Origin of the sequence: Nocardioides phosphati (genome assembly GCF_014646375.1) — a bacterium.
In the GTDB taxonomy this organism is placed as follows: domain Bacteria; phylum Actinomycetota; class Actinomycetes; order Propionibacteriales; family Nocardioidaceae; genus Nocardioides; species Nocardioides phosphati.
The window spans coordinates 114,415-128,356 of the sequence record NZ_BMNI01000006.1 but is presented as its reverse complement, the minus strand read 5'-3'; the positions used below and the strand labels follow the sequence as shown (position 1 = coordinate 128,356).

The 13,942-nt window shown below is 69.7% G+C and carries 15 protein-coding genes; 4 read left to right on the top strand and 11 right to left on the bottom strand.

Annotation, left to right across the window (positions count from 1 at the left end; genetic code table 11):
- Positions 1-26: 26 nt before the first annotated feature.
- Positions 27-779, top strand: coding sequence for an alpha/beta hydrolase family protein (locus IEX47_RS12760; RefSeq protein WP_188784383.1), 753 nt, complete (start codon positions 27-29; stop codon positions 777-779).
- A 42-nt stretch (positions 780-821) separates the two neighbouring features.
- Here the strand turns inward: IEX47_RS12760 and IEX47_RS12755 are convergent, their stop codons facing one another.
- Both IEX47_RS12755 and IEX47_RS12750 read right to left on the bottom strand, forming a co-directional pair.
- A complete protein-coding gene (locus IEX47_RS12755) occupies positions 822-2,687 on the bottom strand; it encodes an ABC transporter ATP-binding protein (protein WP_229662860.1) in 1,866 nt (621 codons plus the stop codon).
- Positions 2,688-2,735: 48 nt separating this feature from the next.
- Positions 2,736-4,334: an ABC-F family ATP-binding cassette domain-containing protein gene (locus tag IEX47_RS12750; protein ID WP_188784382.1), complete on the bottom strand. Its 1,599-nt coding sequence runs from the start codon at positions 4,332-4,334 to the stop codon at positions 2,736-2,738.
- Positions 4,335-4,394: 60 nt separating this feature from the next.
- Between IEX47_RS12750 and ypfJ the strand changes: the two genes are divergently transcribed.
- Positions 4,395-5,315 carry a KPN_02809 family neutral zinc metallopeptidase gene (gene ypfJ, locus IEX47_RS12745; RefSeq protein ID WP_188784381.1) on the top strand — a complete coding sequence of 307 codons (921 nt, stop codon included), beginning with the start codon at positions 4,395-4,397 and terminating at the stop codon, positions 5,313-5,315.
- A 58-nt stretch (positions 5,316-5,373) separates the two neighbouring features.
- On the opposite strand, the gene IEX47_RS12740 is transcribed toward ypfJ, so the two are convergent.
- On the bottom strand, positions 5,374-6,255 hold the full coding sequence (locus tag IEX47_RS12740) for a phosphotransferase (protein ID WP_188784380.1): 882 nt from the start codon (positions 6,253-6,255) through the stop codon (positions 5,374-5,376).
- Between the two features lie 81 nt (positions 6,256-6,336).
- Here IEX47_RS12740 and IEX47_RS12735 point away from each other — a divergent pair, with 81 nt between their 5' ends.
- Positions 6,337-6,576, top strand: a complete 240-nt coding sequence (locus IEX47_RS12735; protein ID WP_188784379.1) for a hypothetical protein — start codon at positions 6,337-6,339, stop codon at positions 6,574-6,576.
- Positions 6,577-6,607: 31 nt separating this feature from the next.
- Positions 6,608-7,348: a PIG-L deacetylase family protein gene (locus tag IEX47_RS12730; RefSeq protein WP_188784378.1), complete on the top strand. Its 741-nt coding sequence runs from the start codon at positions 6,608-6,610 to the stop codon at positions 7,346-7,348.
- Here IEX47_RS12730 and IEX47_RS12725 read toward each other — a convergent pair whose 3' ends face one another.
- The 8 genes from IEX47_RS12725 to IEX47_RS12690 all read right to left on the bottom strand — a co-directional run bounded on the left by IEX47_RS12725 (position 7,349) and on the right by IEX47_RS12690 (position 13,900).
- The gene (locus tag IEX47_RS12725; RefSeq protein ID WP_188784377.1) at positions 7,349-7,660 is read right to left on the bottom strand and encodes a metal-sulfur cluster assembly factor; all 312 of its coding nucleotides are present in this window, start codon (positions 7,658-7,660) and stop codon (positions 7,349-7,351) included.
- The gene (gene sufU / locus IEX47_RS12720; protein WP_188784376.1) at positions 7,657-8,130 is read right to left on the bottom strand and encodes a Fe-S cluster assembly sulfur transfer protein SufU; all 474 of its coding nucleotides are present in this window, start codon (positions 8,128-8,130) and stop codon (positions 7,657-7,659) included. The genes IEX47_RS12725 and sufU overlap by 4 nt, the downstream gene beginning before the upstream one ends.
- Before the next feature lie 4 nt (positions 8,131-8,134).
- A complete protein-coding gene (locus tag IEX47_RS12715; RefSeq protein WP_188784375.1) occupies positions 8,135-9,418 on the bottom strand; it encodes a cysteine desulfurase in 1,284 nt (427 codons plus the stop codon).
- A gap of 1 nt (position 9,419) precedes the next feature.
- Positions 9,420-10,178, bottom strand: coding sequence for a Fe-S cluster assembly ATPase SufC (gene sufC, locus IEX47_RS12710; RefSeq protein WP_188784374.1), 759 nt, complete (start codon positions 10,176-10,178; stop codon positions 9,420-9,422).
- On the bottom strand, positions 10,175-10,525 hold the full coding sequence (locus tag IEX47_RS12705; RefSeq protein WP_188784373.1) for a non-heme iron oxygenase ferredoxin subunit: 351 nt from the start codon (positions 10,523-10,525) through the stop codon (positions 10,175-10,177). Before IEX47_RS12705 ends, sufC begins: the two co-directional genes overlap by 4 nt.
- 1 nt (position 10,526) lies before the next feature.
- Positions 10,527-11,702 carry a Fe-S cluster assembly protein SufD gene (sufD, locus tag IEX47_RS12700; RefSeq protein ID WP_444544084.1) on the bottom strand — a complete coding sequence of 392 codons (1,176 nt, stop codon included), beginning with the start codon at positions 11,700-11,702 and terminating at the stop codon, positions 10,527-10,529.
- A gap of 78 nt (positions 11,703-11,780) precedes the next feature.
- Complete coding sequence (gene sufB / locus IEX47_RS12695) at positions 11,781-13,211, bottom strand: Fe-S cluster assembly protein SufB (protein ID WP_188784371.1); 1,431 nt, start codon at positions 13,209-13,211, stop codon at positions 11,781-11,783.
- Complete coding sequence (locus IEX47_RS12690) at positions 13,208-13,900, bottom strand: helix-turn-helix transcriptional regulator (RefSeq protein WP_188784370.1); 693 nt, start codon at positions 13,898-13,900, stop codon at positions 13,208-13,210. The genes sufB and IEX47_RS12690 overlap by 4 nt, the downstream gene beginning before the upstream one ends.
- Positions 13,901-13,942 lie beyond the last annotated feature (42 nt).

Genomic DNA, 13,942 nt, shown 5'->3' with positions numbered 1-13,942 from the left:
CGCGCGAGCACCTAGGGTTGTCGCCCGTGGCTGAGAAGGTGCGGTTCCCGAGCTCGACGGGCGAGATGCTCGCCGGACTGATCGACGAGCCCGAGGGCGAGGTGCGGGGCTGGGGCGTCTTCTCCCACGGCTTCACCCTCGGCAAGGACTCCCCCGCGGCCTCGCGGATCTGCAAGCAGCTCGCGGCCGAGGGCATCGGCATGCTCCGCTTCGACGCGATCGGCCTGGCTGACTCCGAGGGCGACTGGGGCGACGGCTCGTTCACCCACAAGGTCGACGACGTCGTGCGTGCCTGCGAGTTCATGGCCGAGCGCGGTACGCGTGCGCACCTTCTCGTCGGGCACTCCTTCGGCGGCGCCGCCGTCCTCGCCGCCGCCCACCGCACGTCGGCGGTGGCCGTCGCGACCGTGGGGGCGCCGTTCGACCCGCGGAACGTCGAGAAGCAGTACGACGCCGTCGTGGACCGCGTGCTGGAGAACGGCCAGGCCGAGTGGCTCGTGGGCGGCCGGGCGCTCACCCTCAAGCGCCACTTCGTCGAGGACGTCCGCGCGTCCGACACACGCCGCGACATCGCCTCGCTGGCGCGGCCGCTGCTGGTGCTGCACTCCCCCACGGACGAGACCGTGCCGATCGAGAACGCCGGCCAGATCTTCCGGTACGCGCACCACCCGCGCAGCTTCGTGGACATCGAGGGCAGCGATCACCTGCTCACCGCGCCCGGCCAGGGCAAGCGCGTGGGACGGATCATCAGCGCCTGGGCGGACGCCTACCTCAGATGACCGGCACGCGGCTCCCGACGGGCAGGACGCGGGCCGGGACGGTCAGTTCGAGCCGGCGCGCGCGAACTGCGTGGCGTGCAGCTCGGCGTACAGGCCGCCACCGGCGAGCAGCGACTCGTGCGTGCCCGACTGGACGACGGTGCCGCCGTCGACCACGAGGATCTGGTCGGCGTGACGGATCGTGGAGAGCCGGTGCGCGATGACGAGGGACGTGCGCCCCTCGAGGGCCGCGTCGAGCGCCCGCTGCACGGCCACCTCGGACTCGGAGTCGAGGTGCGCCGTTGCCTCGTCGAGCACGACGATCGCCGGCGCCTTCAGCAGCAGCCGCGCGATCGCGAGGCGCTGGCGCTCACCACCGGAGAGCCGGTAGCCCCGGTCGCCGACGACCGTCTCGAGGCCGTCGGGCAGCGCCCGCACCATCGGCGCGATCTGCGCCGCCTCGAGCGCCGCCCACACCTCCGCCTCGGTCGCGTGCGGCCGGGCGTAGAGGAGGTTGGCGCGCATCGTGTCGTGGAACATGTGCGCGTCCTGCGTCACGTAGCCGACCTGCGCCTCGAGCGACTCCAGCGTCACCTCGCGTACGTCGTGCCCTCCCACGCGGACGACGCCGCTCGTCGCGTCGTACAGCCGGGCGACGAGGTGCGTGAGCGTGGTCTTGCCGGCACCTGAGGGGCCGACCAGCGCGACCATCTGCCCGGGCCGGACCGTGAACGAGACGTCGTGGAGCACCTCGCGCACGTCGCGCGACTCCTTGCGCGCGACCGCCTCGAGGGAGGCCAGGGAGACGTCCTCGGCGCGCGGGTAGGTGAACGAGACGCCGTCGAACTCGATCGAGGCGGCGCTGCGGGGCAGCTCGACCGCGTCGGGAGCATCGGCGATCGACGGCTTCAGGTCGAGCACCTCGAAGACGCGCTCGAAGGAGACCAGTGCGGTCATCACGTCGACGCGCACGTTGGAGAGGCCCTGGAGCGGCCCGAGCAGGCGCAGGAGCAGCGTCGCAAGCGCGAGCAGCGTGCCGACCGAGAGCTGGTGCGAGATGACCAGGTGCCCGCCGACGCCGTACGCGACGGCGGTGGCGAGCGCCGGGATGAGCATGAGGGTCGCGGCGAAGATCCGCGTGACGAGGGCGATCCGGATGCCGAGGTCGCGGACGACGCCGGCCTTCGCAGCGAAGGTGGCGTCCTCCTCGTCGCGGCGGCCGAAGAGCTTGAGCAGCATCGCGCCGCCGACGTTGAACCGCTCGGTCATGGCATTGCCCATGTCGGCGTTGCCGTCCATCTGCTGCCGCGCGAGGCCGGCGAGCTTGCCGCCCACGACGCGCGAGCTGAGGAAGAGGATCGGGAAGAGGCACAGGCAGAGCAGCGTCACCTCCCACGACAGCGCGATCATCGCCACGCCGACCACGAGCACGCTGATGATGTTGGAGACCGTCGACGACAGCGTCGAGGTGAAGGCACGCTGGGCGCCCATCACGTCGTTGTTGAGCCGCGAGACCAGAGCGCCGGTCTGCGTCCGGGTGAAGAAGGCGAGCGACTGGCGCTGCACGTGTGCGAAGACCCGCGTGCGCAGGTCGAAGATCAGGCCCTCGCCGATGCGCGACGAGAGCAGCCCGGACGCGACCGAGAGCAGCGCGTCGAGGAGCGCGACACCGGCCATTGCGAAGGCGATGGTCGTGATCAGCCCGCCGTCGCCCTTGAGCACACCGTCGTCGACCATCCGCTGCACCAGCAGCGGCGAGACCACGACCAGGCCGGCGTCGACGACGGTCAGCACCAGGAACGACGCGATCAGGCGACGGTGCGGGCTGGCGAACGCGAGGATCCGGCGCAGCGTGTCGCGCGCCAGCTTCTTCTCGAGGATCGTCCGGTCCGTGCGGAGGTTCCGCATCATCGGGCCCATGCCCTGCATCCCGCTCACGTCGCCACCTCCTTCGCCATCAATCCGTCGGTCAATGCGTCACGCCAGCGACACGAGGTCGGCGTACTCGTCACTCCACAGGTCCTCGTCGCCGTCGGGGAGCAGCAGCACCCGGTCGGGCTCGAGGGCGTGGACGGCACCCTCGTCGTGCGTGACGAGGACGATGGCGCCTTCGTACGAACGGATCGCGGCCAGCACTTCTTCCCGGGACGCCGGGTCGAGGTTGTTGGTCGGCTCGTCGAGCAGCAGCACGTTGGCGCTCGAGACGACGAGGGAGGCCAGCGCGAGGCGGGTCTTCTCGCCACCACTCAGTACGCCGGCCGGCTTGTGCGCGTCGTCGCCCGAGAAGAGGAACGAGCCCAGCACCGACCGCGCCTCGGAGTCGGTGAGCTGCGGGGCGGCGTACTGCATGTTCTCGAGGACGGTGCGGTTGTGGTCGAGCGTCTCGTGCTCCTGCGCGAAGTAGCCGATCTTGAGGCCGTGGCCCGGGATCAGGCGACCGGTGTCGGGCTCGGTCACGCCGGCGAGCATGCGGAGCATCGTCGTCTTGCCCGCGCCGTTGAGGCCGAGGATGACGACGCGCGAGCCCTTGTCGATCGCCAGGTCGACGGCGGTGAAGATCTCCAGCGCGCCGTAGGACTTCGACAGGTCCTCGGCCATGAGCGGCGTCTTGCCGCACGGCTGCGGGGCGGGGAACTTGATCGCGGCGACCTTGTCGGACTGGCGCTCGCCCTCGATGCCGGCCTTGAGCCGCTCGGCGCGCTTGAGCATCGACTGGGCAGCCGAGGCGCCCGACGCGCGGGCGCGCATGCGGTTGGCCTGGTCGGTGAGGGTCTTCGCCTTGTTCTCCGCGTTGAGGCGCTCACGCTTGCGGCGGGCCTCGTCGGTCTCGCGCTGCTGGAGGTACGGCTTCCAGCCCATGTTGTAGATGTCGATGACGGCGCGGTTGGCGTCGAGGTGGAAGACCTTGTTGATGGTCGCGTCGAGCAGCCCCGTGTCGTGGCTGATCAGGATCACGCCACCGTTGTAGCGCTGCAGGAATCCGCGGAGCCAGACGATCGAGTCGGCGTCGAGGTGGTTGGTCGGCTCGTCGAGGATCATCGTCTCGGCGCCCGAGAAGAGGATCCGGGCCAGCTCGATGCGGCGGCGCTGACCACCGGAGAGCGTCTTCAGCGGCTGGTTGAGGATACGCTCCTCGATGCCGAGCGAGGCCGCGATCGTCGCCGCCTCGGACTCCGCCGCGTAGCCGCCGCCCGCGTGCATCTCGTCATCAGCCCGCGAGTAGCGCTTCATCGCCTTCTCGTAGACCTCGGGGTCCTCCGACGCCATGTCGACCTCGGCCTGCCGGAGCCGGCGTACGACGTCGTCGAGGCCGCGCGCGGAGAGGATCCGGTCGCGGGCGATCTGCTCGGGGTCGCCCGAACGCGGGTCCTGCGGCAGGTAGCCCAGCTCTCCCGACACGGTGACAGAGCCACCGGCGGGCAGGCTGTCGCCGGCGAGGATCTTGGTGAGGGTGGTCTTGCCGGCGCCGTTGCGCCCGACCAGACCGACCTTGTCGCCGGCTGCGACACGGAACGTGACGTCCTCCATGAGGAGTCGCGAACCGGCGCGGACCTCGAGGTTCTGGGCAGTGATCATTTCGACTGGTTAGTGTACGGGCGGAAGCTCGGTACTCCCCCATCGGAAGGGACCCACCTCATGCGGTTCAACCCCAAGGCTGACATCAGCGGAGGCGACGCGTCCGGCTCGCGAGGCGGCGGTGGCGGAGGTCTCGGTGGCCTCGGCGGCGGAGGCGGCCTCGGCGGCCTGCCGATCCCGGGCGGCTTCGGCATCAAGGGCACGATCGTCATCATCGTGCTCTACGTGATCCTGCAGATGTGCACGGGCGGCGGGCTTCCGGGTCCCAGCCTCGGCCAGGGCGGCTCGGGCAGCAACAGCGCGACCGACAACGGCGACTACGCCAACTGCAAGACCGGCGCCGACGCCAACAAGTCCCGCGTCTGCGAGCGCAAGGCGATCATGCTGTCGCTCGAGGTCTTCTGGAAGGGCCAGCTCGGCAGCCAGTTCCAGCCGGCCGACCTGCGCACCTTCAGCGGCCAGATCCAGACCGGCTGTGGCGCCGCGAGCGCCCAGATGGGGCCGTTCTACTGCTCGGCCGACGGCCACATCTACGAGGACCCGAGCTTCTACTCCTCGATGCTCGAGCAGATCGGCGGCAACGACGCGCCGTTCGTCGAGCCGTACGTCCTGGCCCACGAGTTCGGCCACCACATCCAGGACATCACCGGAGAGATGAAGAACGTCCGCACCCAGCAGGGCGCCGACAGCGACTCGGTGAAGCTCGAGCTCGAGGCCGACTGCTACGCCGGCGTCTGGGCCAAGGGCGCCATCGGCACGGACGACGGCAAGGGCCAGAAGATCTTCGAGTCGATCACCGACCAGGACATCCAGGACGCCATCGAGGCTGCGCGGGCGGTCGGCGACGACTCGATCCAGAAGAAGACGCAGGGCTCGGTCAACCCCGACTCGTGGACGCACGGTTCCTCGGAGCAGCGCATGAAGTGGTTCCAGACCGGCTACCAAGGCGGCGTCGACAGCTGCCGGGCGATCTGGGGCTGATCCGCCGGTACGCCGAGGGCGTCGCGGCCGACCTGGTCGCGGCGCCCTTCGCGTTGGGTCAGATCAGCGCCTCCAGCTGGGGGAACTGGCGCTGCAGCGCCTTGAGGTACGGCGCCACGCTCGGGTGGCGGTACTTTGCGGCGAGCGCGCCACTCCCCTCGGCTGCCCGGGCCAGCGCCCAGTCGGCGCGGGAGAGCGCGGTGTAGACGGCGGTCACCTGCGCGCCCAGCCGGGCCTGCTCGATCGTGGCCACGCCGTCGGGCAGACCGGCCACGTAGGCCTCCAGCAGCACGTCGAACTCCTCGCGCGCCGAGAGCGACCAGTAGCCGAGGTCGGCACCGACCGGGCCCGTGCCGAGGTTGGACCAGTCGATCGCCAGGACGGCGTCGCCGTCGCGCCCCAGCAGGTTGGCCGGCACCGGATCGCCGTGCTGCGCCACCTGCGGCAGCTCCGCGACCGCGGTCAGGAAGTGGCCCCTCCGCTGCCAGAGCCGGTCCGCGAGGTCGGCCACCGTCGTGCGGGCCAGCGTGGTCCAGCCGCCGCGACGCTCCGTGGCGGCGATCCGCTGGCCGAGCTGGTCGCGGCAGAGCCACGCGTGCTCGCCGAGATCGGCCCCGGCAAACCGGCCCAACGCCTGCGCCACGAACGGTCCGGGCAGCGGCTCGGGCGCCACCGCGGCGTACCAGAACGTGAGGCCGTCGGCGTCCTCCTCGAGCCGCACGAGCACCGGCCCGCGGAGCCCCGGCGTCGCCTCCACGACACCCGAGGCAGCGACGTCCGCCTGCCGCCGCCACCAGCCCACGGCGTACGGCGGGACGGGGTCCTCGTCGACGGGGGCGACGAGCCGCTTGACGACCATGTCGCCATCGCGCCAGACGCCCAGCGTCGACGCTCCCATCCCGCTCGGCAGGCGCTCCCAGTGCGCCTCGGGCTGCCACATGCGTCGCACGTTAGCGGGCGGACGTCCCTGACGTGCGGATCTGCCGGGGAACCGGTCGGCCGGCTTCCGCGTCGAAGCACCATGAAGGCCCTGCTCCTCGGACTCCTGCTGCTCGGCGCTCTGACCGGATTCAGCCTCCTCCCCACCGCGGAGGCACCCGCGCCCGCGCCGTACGTCGCTGACCTGATCGCCCCCGGCCCCGCGCTGCCCACGCCGGAGTGGTCGATCCAGCCGATACCCACGGACGGCTGGGACGACGGTCCGGCGGCGCTGCCGGGCCCGGACCTTCCTCCCCTCGCCCCGCCCCACGAGCGCCATTGACCTCCCCACGCGGCGGGAGGACGCTGCAGGGATGGACGAGAAGCTCCCCCTCTGGCCGACCGACGACATCGAGCGGATCCTCTGCGTGGTGGCCCACCCCGACGACATGGAGTACGGCGCGTCCGCGGCCGTCGCTGCCTGGACCGCCGCCGGGATCGAGGTCCGCTACCTGCTCCTGACCCGCGGCGAGGCGGGCATCGACACGATGCACCCCGACGAGTGCGCGGCCGCCCGCATGGAGGAGCAGCGCACCGGCTGCCGGGCCGTCGGCGTGGAGCAGGTGGACTTCCTGGAGCACCCCGACGGGATGCTCGTCTACAACCTCGACCTGCGCCGTGACATCGCCCGGGCGATCCGCGACTTCAAGCCCGACGCGGTGCTCACCGGCACGTGGCAGGTGGAGTTCATGGGCATGCTCAACCAGGCCGACCACCGCGCAGCGGGCATGGCCACGCTCGACGCGGTGCGCGACGCCGGCAACCGCTGGGTCTTCCCCGAGCTGGTCGGCCAGGGGTACGACCCGCACTCACCGCGCTGGCTCCTGGTCACCGGCGAGGATCACCCGACGCATGGCGTCGACGTCACCGGCGGCCCGGTCGAGGCCGGCGTCGCCTCACTGGAGGCGCACCGTGCCTACCTCGCGGCACTCCCCTGGCACCCGGCCCCGCGCGACCTGGTCGAGTGGATCACCAGCGCGCAGGGCAACGCCCTGGGAGTGACGAGCGGCGTGCTCTTCAGGGCCTGGGACTTCCAGGCGCCGCCGGAGATGTGACTAGACGTTGAAGCCGAGGGCGCGCAGCTGCTCGCGGCCGTCGGGGGTGATCTTGTCCGGGCCCCACGGCGGCATCCAGACCCAGTTGATCGTCACGTCGGTGACGAGGTCCTCGAGGGCCGCGTTGGTCTGGTCGGTGATGACGTCGGTCAGCGGGCAGGCCGCGGACGTGAGCGTCATGTCGAGGACGACGGCGTTCTCCTCGACGTGCACGCCGTAGACCAGGCCGAGGTCGACGACGTTGATCCCGAGCTCGGGGTCGACGACGTCCTTCATCGCCTCGGTGATCTGCTCGACAAGTGCCTCGGTCATGCCTTCTCCTCCTGGTTGCCGCCGGCAGCCCCGGTCTGGCCAATCGATTGCACGGTCGCGTCCTTCCAAGCCATCCACGACAGCAGCGCGCACTTCACGCGGGCCGGGAACTTCGCCACGCCGGCGAAGGCGATGCCGTCCTCGAGGACGTCCTCGTCAGGCTCGACCTGACCCTTGCCCTGCATGAGCTCCTGGAACTTGGCGTGGATCGCCATCGCCTCGTCCACGGGCTTGCCGTGGACCAGCTCGTAGAGCACCGACGCGGACGCCTGCGAGATCGAGCAGCCCTGCGAGTCGTAGGACACGTCCGCAACGCGGCCGTCCTCGATGTGCACACGCAGGGTGATCTCGTCGCCACAGGTCGGGTTGACGTGGTGCACCTCGGCCTCGAACTCCTCGCGGAGTCCCTTGCCGTGGGGGTTCTTGTAGTGGTCCAGGATGATGTCCTGGTAGAGCGCGTCGAGGTCCATAGGGTCAGCCCAACTTGAAGTAGCTGCGGGTGTATTCCAGGCCCTCGACCAGCGCGTCGATCTCGGCCGGCGTCGTGTAGAGGTACGACGACATCCGGGTCGAGGCCTGCACGCCGAAGCGCTGGTGCGCCGGCTTGGCGCAGTGGTGACCGGCACGCACCGCGACCCCACGCGAGTCGAGGACCTGCGCGATGTCGTGCGGGTGCACGCCCTCCAGCTCGAACGAGATGGCACCGCCACGCTGCGTGGCGTCGAGCGGACCCATCACCGTCAGGCCCTTGATCGTCTGCAGCCCCTCCAGCGCGTACGCCGTGATGGCCTGCTCGTGGGCGTGGATGCGGTCGAGACCGATGTGGCCGAGGTACTCCACCGCGGCACCGAGGCCCACGGCCTCGACGATCGGCGGCGTGCCGGCCTCGAAGCGGTGCGGGATGCCGGCGTACGTGGACTTCTCCATCGTCACGGTCGCGATCATCTCGCCACCACCGAGGAACGGCGGGAGCTGCTCGAGCAGGTCGCCACGACCCCAGAGGACGCCGATGCCGGTCGGGCCGACGACCTTGTGGCCGGTGAAGACCACGAAGTCGGGCCGCTCCTCGGGCACCATCGCGCTGAGGTCGATCGGCAGCTGCGGGGCAGCCTGCGAGGCGTCGACGACGACGAGCGCGCCGACGGCGTGGGCGCGCCGGGTCAGCTCGGCGACCGGGTTGATCGTGCCGAGCATGTTGGAGACCCAGGTGAAGGCGACGACCTTCGTGCGCTCGGTGATCAGCTCGTCGATGTTCGACAGGTCGAGCTCACCACCGTCGGTGAGGCCGAACCACTTCAGCGAGGCGCCCGTGCGCTGCGAGAGCAGCTGCCACGGCACGATGTTGGAGTGGTGCTCCATCTCGGTGATGACGACGTCGTCGCCCTCGCCGACCTGGAAGGGGCCCTTCCACGCGAGCACGTTGGCCACGAGGTTGAGCGCCTCGGACGCGTTCTTGGTGAAGATGACCTCGTCGCGCGAGGGCGCGCCGAGGAACGCCGCCACCTTGTCCCGACCGGCCTCGAACGCCTCGGTCGCCTCGGCACCGAGCTGGTGCATGGCGCGCGCGATGTTGGCGTTGTGCCGCTCGAGGTGGTCGACCATCGTGTCGATGACGACCTGCGGCTTCTGCGAGGTGTTCGCGGAGTCGAGGTAGACCAGCGGACGATCCCCCGCGAGCGTGCGCTCGAGGATGGGGAAGTCCTGCCGGATGACCGCTAGGTCACTCAGCAGGCCCGGGAGGGACAGGGCGGCGGTCATGTCAGACCGCAGCCTTGACGTACTTGTCGTAGCCCTCGGCCTCGAGCTGGTCGGCCAGCTCCGGGCCGCCCTCCTCGGCGATCTTGCCGTTGACGAAGACGTGGACGAAGTCCGGCTTCACGTAGCGCAGGATGCGGGTGTAGTGCGTGATCAGCAGGACGCCCTTGCCGTCGCGCTCCTTGAAGCGGTTGATGCCCTCGGAGACGACCTTGAGCGCGTCGATGTCGAGACCGGAGTCGATCTCGTCGAGCAGCGCGACCTTCGGGTCGAGGAGGTCCATCTGGGCGATCTCGTGGCGCTTCTTCTCACCACCGGAGAAGCCCTCGTTGACCGAGCGCTGCGAGAACGCCGGGTCGAGGTTCATCTGCTCGAGGGCGCCGTTGACGTCCTTGACCCAGGTGCGGAGCTTGGGAGCCTCGCCGTCGAGCGCGGTCTTCGCCGTACGCAGGAAGTTGGCGACGGAGACGCCGGGGACCTCGACGGGGTACTGCATCGCGAGGAAGAGGCCGGCCTTGGCGCGCTCGTCGACGGACATCTCGAGGACGTCCTCGCCGTCGATGGTGACCGTGCCGGAGGTGATCGTGTACTTCGGGTGACCGGCGATCGAGTAGGCGAGCGTCGACTTGCCGGAGCCGTTGGGGCCCATGATCGCGTGGGTCTCGCCGTCCTTGATGGTCAGCGTGACGCCCTTGAGGATCTCCTTCGCACCGTCCTCGGTGTCGACAGAGACGTGGAGGTCCTTGATCTCGAGGGTGCTCATGCGGGGGTGACTCCATTCAGGGTGGTCTCGATGTCGACGTAGACGTCGCCATCGCGGATCTCGACGGGGAAAGTGGCAACCGGCTCGGTGGCCGGGAAACAGGTGGGCTTGCCCGTGCGCAGGTCGAACGTCGACCCGTGCAGGTAGCACTCGACGGTGCAGGTGCCGGTCGCGTCGACCGCGACCTCACCCTCGCTGAGCGGGATGTTGGCGTGGCTGCACATGTCCTGCAGCGCGAACACCTCGTCACCGTGCTTGGCGAGCGCCAGGTCGTAGCGGTCGACGGTGACGCCGAACGCCTCGTCCTCGGGGATGTCGGCCAGGGCGGCCGCCTTGACGAAGGCCATCTCAGGCCTCGGCCAGGACGTTCTTGGCCAGCTCGGCCTCGACGGTCGCGAAGAGGCTCTCCTCGAGCTCCGGCACGTTGATGTGGCGGATCAGGTCGTTGAAGAAGCCGTGCACGACGAGGCGGCGGGCCTCCTTCTCGCTGACGCCGCGCGAGCGCAGGTAGAAGAGCTGGTTGTCGTCGAAACGACCCGTGGCCGAGGCGTGACCGGCGCCGGCGATCTCGCCGGTCTCGATCTCGAGGTTCGGCACGGAGTCGGCCTGGCAGCCGTCGGTGAGGACGAGGTTGCGGTTCTCCTCGTAGGTCTCGATGCCCTCGGCGACCTTGCGGATCAGGACGTTGCCGATCCACACGGTGCGGGCACCCTCACCCTGCAGCGCGCCCTTGTAGACGACGTTCGACTTCGTGTTGGGGGCCGTGTGGTCGACGAAGAGACGGTGCTCGATGTGCTGGCCGGCGTCGGCGAAGTAGAGGCCGAGCATGTCGACCGAGCCGCCGGCACCGGCGTACTCGGCCGTGGTGTCGTGGCGGACCACGGAGCCACCGAAGGTGACGTCGACGTGCTTGAACGACGCGTCGCGGCCGACCCGCACGTGGCGGTGACCGACGTGGACGGCGTCGTCGGCCCAGTCGTCGATGGAGACGACGGTGAGCTGCGCGCCGTCACCGACGACGATCTCGACGTTGTCGGCGAGCGTCATCGAGCCGGTGAAGCGCAGCACGACGGTGGCCTGCGAGAACGGCTCGGCCGTGATGACGACGTGCGACGCAGTCGCCTCGTCGTCAGCCGAGGTCGCCGTGCCCTTGACGTCGACGTAGACCGGCTGGTCCGCGACGAGCTCCTTGGGGATGCGGACCGTCAGGGTCCTGGCAGCGGCGTCCCAGGTGCGGGCGGCGATGCGGTCCCACGGGACCAGGCCGCTCACGCCACGACCGGCGTCGGCGGAGTCGACGACCGCAGCCTCGACACCCTCCGGGACGGTCAGGTCGGCGGAGAAGAACGAGCCACCCAGCGGCGCGTCGGCGTGGAGGCCACGCAGGCGCTTGAGCGGGGTGAACCGCCAGATCTCCTCACGACCGGTCGGGACCGCGTGGTCCGCCAGGTCGAAGGAGCCCTCCGGGTGCAGGTGGGACTCCACCTTGTCGAGCTCCAGGGCGGAGCTCAGGTTCTCAGTCACAGTCACTTGAAAGTTGCTTTCGTCGTACGTGGTCTCGACAGGCCGGACCACCGGGGAACCAAGGGGCAGCGGTGGCGATCAGCCGACCGCGCCCTCCATCTGCAGCTCGATCAGGCGGTTGAGCTCGAGGGCGTACTCCATCGGGAGCTCCTTCGCGATCGGCTCGACGAAGCCGCGGACGATCATGGCCATCGCCTCGTCCTGCTCCATGCCGCGCTGCATCAGGTAGAAGAGCTGGTCGTCGGAGACCTTCGAGACGCTCGCCTCGTGACCCATCGAGACGTCGTCCTCGCGGATGTCGACGTACGGGTAGGTGTCGGAGCGCGAGATCTGGTCGACCAGGAGCGCGTCACACAGGACGTTGCTCTTGGAGCCGTGGGCGCCCTCGTTGATCTGGATCAGACCGCGGTACGACGTGCGGCCACCGCCGCGCGCGACCGACTTGCTGAGGATGCTCGAGGAGGTGTTCGGCGCGGCGTGGACCATCTTGGCGCCGGCGTCCTGGTGCTGGCCCTCGCCCGCGAACGCGATCGACAGCGTCTCGCCCTTGGCGTGCTCGCCCATGAGGTAGACGGCGGGGTACTTCATCGTGACCTTGGAGCCGATGTTGCCGTCGACCCACTCCATGGTCGCGCCGGCCTCGCAGACGGCGCGCTTGGTGACGAGGTTGTAGACGTTGTTCGACCAGTTCTGGATGGTCGTGTAGCGGCAGCGGCCGCCCTTCTTGACGATGATCTCGACGACCGCGGAGTGCAGCGAGTCGGAGGAGTACACCGGCGCGGTGCAGCCCTCGACGTAGTGCACGTAGGCGTCCTCGTCGACGATGATCAGCGTGCGCTCGAACTGGCCCATGTTCTCGGTGTTGATCCGGAAGTAGGCCTGGAGCGGGATGTCGACGTGGACACCCTTCGGCACGTAGATGAAGGAGCCACCCGACCACACCGCGGTGTTGAGCGCGGCGAACTTGTTGTCGCCGACCGGGATGACGGTGCCGAAGTACTCCTGGAAGAGCTCCGGCTGCTCCTTGAGGGCAGTGTCGGTGTCGAGGAAGAGGACACCCTGCGCCTCGAGGTCCTCGCGGATCGAGTGGTAGACGACCTCCGACTCGTACTGCGCGGCGACACCCGAGACGAGGCGCTGCTTCTCCGCCTCCGGGATGCCGAGCTTGTCGTAGGTGTTCTTGATGTCCTCGGGCAGGTCGTCCCAGGTGGCGGCCTGCTTCTCCGAGGAGCGCACGAAGTACTTGATGTTGTCGAAGTCGATGCCGTCGAGGTCGGAGCCCCAGGTCGGCATGGGCTTGCGACCGAAGAGCTTCAGGCCCTTCAGGCGGAGGTCGAGCATCCACTGCGGCTCGGACTTCTTCGAGGAGATGTCGCGCACGACGTCCTCGTTGAGTCCGCGCTTCGCGTTGGCACCCGCGACGTCGGTGTCGGCCCAGCCGAACTCGTACTTGCCGATGCCCTTGAGCTCGGGGTTGAGCTCCTCGATGGCGTTGGGGGTGGTCGTCATGCCGACGCTCCGTCCTTCTTCCGGGGGATCTGGGGGATGCAGGTGGTGCACACGCCGTCGCCGTGCGCGATGGTCGCAAGCCGCTGCACGTGCGACCCGAGGACCCGGCTGAACGCCTCGGTCTCGGCCTCGCACAGCTGCGGGAACTCATGGGCCACGTGGGACACGGGGCAGTGCTGCTGGCAGAGCTGCTCGCCGATGGGGAGCTGCTGCACGCCCGCGGCGTAGCCACCGCGGGTCAGGACCTCGGCGAGCGCCTCGGCCGGGGAGAGCTCGGGACGCTCCGCGACGACCGTGGCGTAGTCACGCTCGATGAACTCCACGCGCTGGCGGGCGAAGGCGAGGACCGCCTCGTCTCCCCCGCTGTCACGGAGGAAGCGCAGCGCCTGCGTGGCGAGGTCGTCGTACTGGTTGTCGAGCTGGTCGCGGCCTGCCTGCGTGAGGCGGAACGCGCGGGCGGGACGGCCGCGGCCGCGGGTGCCCGGCAGCGTGCGCTGCTCGACCGACTCGAGGGTGCCGGCCTCGACCAGGTGGTCGAGGTGACGGCGTACGCCGGCCGGGGTGAGGTCGAGCGCGGCCGCCAGGTCGGCAGCCGTGCGGGGCCCCTGCTCGGCGATCACGCGGAGCACGCGCGCACGGGTCGGAGCGTCCCCTTCGGGGACGACCGTCGACAGCCGCTCGAATTGCACAACAACAGTGTGACGTTAATGCCCGCGCGACTCAACGAAGGG

What these genes read in the sequence shown, in the direction of transcription:
- IEX47_RS12755 (WP_229662860.1), bottom strand. Translation starts at nt 2,687, where the DNA reads ATGCAGGGCATGGGCCCGATGATGCGGAACCTCCGCACGGACCGGACG.
- IEX47_RS12750 (WP_188784382.1), bottom strand. Translation starts at nt 4,334, where the DNA reads ATGATCACTGCCCAGAACCTCGAGGTCCGCGCCGGTTCGCGACTCCTC.
- ypfJ (WP_188784381.1), top strand. Translation starts at nt 4,395, where the DNA reads ATGCGGTTCAACCCCAAGGCTGACATCAGCGGAGGCGACGCGTCCGGC.
- IEX47_RS12740 (WP_188784380.1), bottom strand. Translation starts at nt 6,255, where the DNA reads ATGTGGCAGCCCGAGGCGCACTGGGAGCGCCTGCCGAGCGGGATGGGA.
- IEX47_RS12735 (WP_188784379.1), top strand. Translation starts at nt 6,337, where the DNA reads ATGAAGGCCCTGCTCCTCGGACTCCTGCTGCTCGGCGCTCTGACCGGA.
- IEX47_RS12730 (WP_188784378.1), top strand. Translation starts at nt 6,608, where the DNA reads ATGGACGAGAAGCTCCCCCTCTGGCCGACCGACGACATCGAGCGGATC.
- IEX47_RS12725 (WP_188784377.1), bottom strand. Translation starts at nt 7,660, where the DNA reads ATGACCGAGGCACTTGTCGAGCAGATCACCGAGGCGATGAAGGACGTC.
- sufU (WP_188784376.1), bottom strand. Translation starts at nt 8,130, where the DNA reads ATGGACCTCGACGCGCTCTACCAGGACATCATCCTGGACCACTACAAG.
- IEX47_RS12715 (WP_188784375.1), bottom strand. Translation starts at nt 9,418, where the DNA reads ATGACCGCCGCCCTGTCCCTCCCGGGCCTGCTGAGTGACCTAGCGGTC.
- sufC (WP_188784374.1), bottom strand. Translation starts at nt 10,178, where the DNA reads ATGAGCACCCTCGAGATCAAGGACCTCCACGTCTCTGTCGACACCGAG.
- IEX47_RS12705 (WP_188784373.1), bottom strand. Translation starts at nt 10,525, where the DNA reads ATGGCCTTCGTCAAGGCGGCCGCCCTGGCCGACATCCCCGAGGACGAG.
- sufB (WP_188784371.1), bottom strand. Translation starts at nt 13,211, where the DNA reads ATGACGACCACCCCCAACGCCATCGAGGAGCTCAACCCCGAGCTCAAG.